This is a genomic window from Acinetobacter sp. YH12226 (genome assembly GCF_013417805.1).
Classification (GTDB): domain Bacteria; phylum Pseudomonadota; class Gammaproteobacteria; order Pseudomonadales; family Moraxellaceae; genus Acinetobacter.
Genome location: NZ_VPDG01000047.1, coordinates 1 through 4,041 on the forward strand (window position 1 = coordinate 1; position 4,041 = coordinate 4,041).

Here is a 4,041-nt window from a genome sequence, read left to right on the forward strand (position 1 = left end):
TCGCTTGATTAAAGCTTGGTTATACGAGGACCAATTGGTTGTACGGTAAGTTTTAGGTGCAGGCTTCTTCATCTGGAAATTATATTGCTAAAGAAGCCCTCAAGAATAGCTTTGTGCAACAAAGCCTTTCACCATTAAAAACGATATCACTCATTTCATGTGCCAAATAATTTCTATAACTTTTTAAAATTTCAATATTTTCCTTATCTTCTTCATTAATTACTTCATTTTCTATTAACCAAGAAATAGAAGCGTAAAAATGATTTTTATGTCTTGATAAAACTTCTAGTCTATATTCTTCATCCCCTTCTAAATCCTTAGCACCAATTAAAGTCATAACATAAAAGTCTTTGATTCGACTAATAATCGAATCTTTCAACATTTCATAAATAGCTATATACATTGAAATATTTATCAATCGGTCTTTAAATACATCAGGATCTAAAAACTTTTCCCATTGTTCACGGTAATTCATACTTATTAACTTTTAGATTGATAACTATTTTTCAATCTAAACGGTTTTATATTATCAGTAAATAAAAAAGCCCCCTTTCGGAGGCTTCTTATTTCAAACTTGATTTTAAGCTTTCGATACTGCTGGCTCAGCTGAACCAATCTTGTCAGCTTCATTTTCATGCATGATCAATGCAACAGCAATTGCAGTAATTAGAACCGGTAAACCGACTGCCATAAAGTTAAAGTAAGCTGGCAGATTCATACCAAGTAAGCCACCAATCAGGATCGGCCCTACAATCGCGCCCATACGACCAATCGCAGAAGACCAGCCAATACCTGTCGAACGTACCGCAAGTGGGTAGAACTGTGCAACATAGCTATATAGCAACATTTGTGAACCAATCGACGCTGCACCCGCTAGGAATACCAAAATGTAAAGCAAGAACTGGTTAGATGCAAAGCCCATTGAGCTCATTACAATCGCACCCATCATGCCCAGAACCATCAGTACCGGTTTCAGGTGGAAACGATCCGCCAGAATACCACCACCCACAATACCTACAACCGCACCCACGTTCATCACCATCATGAACATCAGACTGTTGTCCATCGAATAGCCCGCTGCCATCATCAACTTCGGCAACCAGCTGCTCAGTGCATACATGGTTAACAGACAAGTAAAGAACGCGACCCAGAACAGTAAGGTATTGACCGCACGACCACGACGGAACAAGCTGACCACGTTCGCTGCTTCAGGCACATTTTCCTGTGGCAAAGTAAGTACCGTGTTATCCGTTACTGTCAGATTTGGCGCCAGACGACGTACAATTTGGCGTGCTTCAGCCTGCTTGTTCTGCTTCACAATAAATGCCAGCGATTCAGGCAGGAATTTCCAGATTACCGGTAATAAAAATAATGGAATACCCGCGATAAAGAACATGATTTGCCAACCAAAACTTGGCGTGAACCATGAGCCCAATAACGCAGCCATTACACCACCAACGGCATAACCACTAAACATGGTGGTTACCAGGGTACTACGCATTTTTTGTGGAGCATATTCTGAAGTCAATGCCACCAGGTTTGGCATTACGCCACCAATACCAAGACCGGCAAGGAAACGTAAAATACCGAATTCGGTTGGATTTGAGGCAAAGCCACCCGCAAAAGTTAAACCACTGAATAATACAATACAGATCATGATTACTTTCTTACGACCGATCTTGTCCGCGAGGGAACCAAAGATCATCGCACCAAACATCATGCCGGCCAGTGCGGTACTTGCAAGCATTCCGGCCTGCACTGCACTTAAGCCCCAGTCTTGCATCAATAACGGTAAAACTACACCATTGATTGCCAGATCGTAGCCATCAAATAAGATAATGAGTAAACACCAAGCAACTACATTGAAGTGGAAAGGCGTGAATTTCGCATTATCGACTACAGAATTTACATCTATTTTTTCCGTTGTCATCGTTCTCATCTCCCATGAGTACTTGTCCATAACATCTTGTTGAAGACTGAAGTCAATCTTCAATGTCAGGCAATATACGCAAGCGGGATTTAAGGCACAATAAGACTAATTGATATTCTGCTATGCTCACCGAAAGGTCATTTATTTGCGTGATATGTCACACTATTATTAATATAAACTTTTGAATAATTGATATTTATTTTTTAATTCGCCCAATATTTAAGCTCTTTTAATCCGCTTATTCTTTTGACCAATTGAATATTGATTTAATTTCATACTAAAGATATGAAAAAGCCCCTTTAAGTAAGGAGCTTTTTAACTGAGTAGGTCAATTACGAGAGTTTAAATTTTGGCTGTTTTTAATTTTTTCACCATAACGCGACCAGGTTGTGGCTTACGAATCATTGAAATAGCGATGATGCCAATAATACCTGGCATTGCAACTGCGATAAAGTTCCATTTATGTGGTAACTCCATCCCAAGCAGCATACCAATCACGATTGGGCCAACGATTGCACCTGTACGCCCTACAGCAGAAGCCCAACCAATACCAGTAGAACGTACTGCAACAGGATAGTATTGAGCAACATAGCTATATAACAAGATACTGGTACCAATAGATGAGGCACCTGCTAAACTGACAAGTAAATAAATAACAGGGGTTGGAGAATTAAAGCCCAAACCAACCAAAGACAGTACACCGACAGTTAACATACTCATAAGAACAGGTTTAAAGTCAAAACGGTCTGCCAAAATACCACCGCTAATGGTTCCGATCACGGCACCAATATTCAGTGCTAATAAGAACATTAAACTGCTACCTAAAGAATATCCCGCTGCCATCATCAGTTTTGGTAGCCAGCTTCCAAGTGCGTAAAGCATGAGTAAGCACATAAAGAAAGCAATCCAAAATAAGAATGTTCCTGTGGCACGATTTTCTGTAAATAAAGCTTTTACTGATGCACTTTGGGTCTGATCAGCGCTAGCTAGAACCAGTTCAGTATCTTCTTGTATGTCTGCAGTTGGCTCGACTTGCTTTATAAAACGACGTGCTTCATTCACTTTTTGTTCTTTAACTAGGAAAGTTAAAGACTCAGGTAAGAACTTCCAAAAAAATGGAACAAAAAGTAATGGAATACCTGCAATGAAGAACATAATTTCCCAACCAAAACTTGGTGTAAACCATGTACCGCATAATGCAGCCATAATACCGCCCACCGCATAACCACTAAACATGGTGGTTACCAGTGTGCTTTTTAAACGTTTAGGTGCATATTCAGACGTTAAAGCGACTAAGTTTGGTAATACACCACCAATCCCTAAACCAGCAATAAAACGTAAAATACCAAATTCTGTTGGATTAGTGGTAAATCCACCTAAAAATGTAAAAGCACTAAATAAAGAAACACAAATCAAGATAACTTTTTTACGACCAATTTTGTCTGCAAGCATCCCAAACAGCATGGCTCCAAACATCATGCCAGCGAGTGCTGTACTTGCAAGCATGCCTGCTTGAACAGCACTCATGCCCCACTCTTGCATAAGTAGAGGCAGAACGACACCGTTAATTGCTAAATCATATCCGTCAAATAGGACAATAAACAAACACCATAATACAATGCTTAAGTGAAATTTAGTGAATTTTGCCTGATCAATCACATCATTCACACTTACAGTGTTTGCTACTCGCTTCATGTTTTCTGCCATTTTTACTCACCTCCTGTGAGTTTTTTTCGTTGTTTTCAGCACGACACATGACCCTAACTCTTATTTATTATTTTTAATGATTCTTATCGCCATGTCTTCGCAACAACTTAGTTCAACACAGCTACTTTTCATGCAATATCCGACTAAAGTCTTACTTATTCCTTAAAATTCTAAACCCATGAGTCTAGTTTTTAATCAATATTCAACAATTCCAAGAGCTATTTGACTAAAAACCCACGCATAAAAAAAATCCCCCTCTGCCTTAGCGGAGGGAGATTTTCGAATAATGAGCTGGCGATGACTTACTCTCACATGGGTAACCCCACACTACCATCAGCGCTAAGAGGTTTCACTTCTGAGTTCGGGAAGGGATCAGGTGGTTCACTCTTGCTATGGTCGCCAGC

Annotated in this window: 3 protein-coding genes and 1 rRNA gene; all 4 read right to left on the reverse strand. The window is 39.7% G+C overall.

Going from position 1 to position 4,041, the window contains the following annotated elements:
- Nucleotides 1–79 precede the first annotated feature (79 nt).
- Nucleotides 80–475: a hypothetical protein gene (locus FTV08_RS15875; protein ID WP_257221286.1), complete on the reverse strand. Its 396-nt coding sequence runs from the start codon at nt 473–475 to the stop codon at nt 80–82.
- Between the two features lie 105 nt (nt 476–580).
- The gene (locus FTV08_RS15880) at nt 581–1,930 is read right to left on the reverse strand and encodes an aromatic acid/H+ symport family MFS transporter (RefSeq protein WP_180087651.1); all 1,350 of its coding nucleotides are present in this window, start codon (nt 1,928–1,930) and stop codon (nt 581–583) included.
- Nucleotides 1,931–2,272: 342 nt separating this feature from the next.
- Nucleotides 2,273–3,637, reverse strand: coding sequence for an MFS transporter (locus FTV08_RS15885; RefSeq protein ID WP_005094821.1), 1,365 nt, complete (start codon nt 3,635–3,637; stop codon nt 2,273–2,275).
- Nucleotides 3,638–3,926: 289 nt separating this feature from the next.
- Nucleotides 3,927–4,041, reverse strand: a 5S ribosomal RNA gene (gene rrf, locus FTV08_RS15890).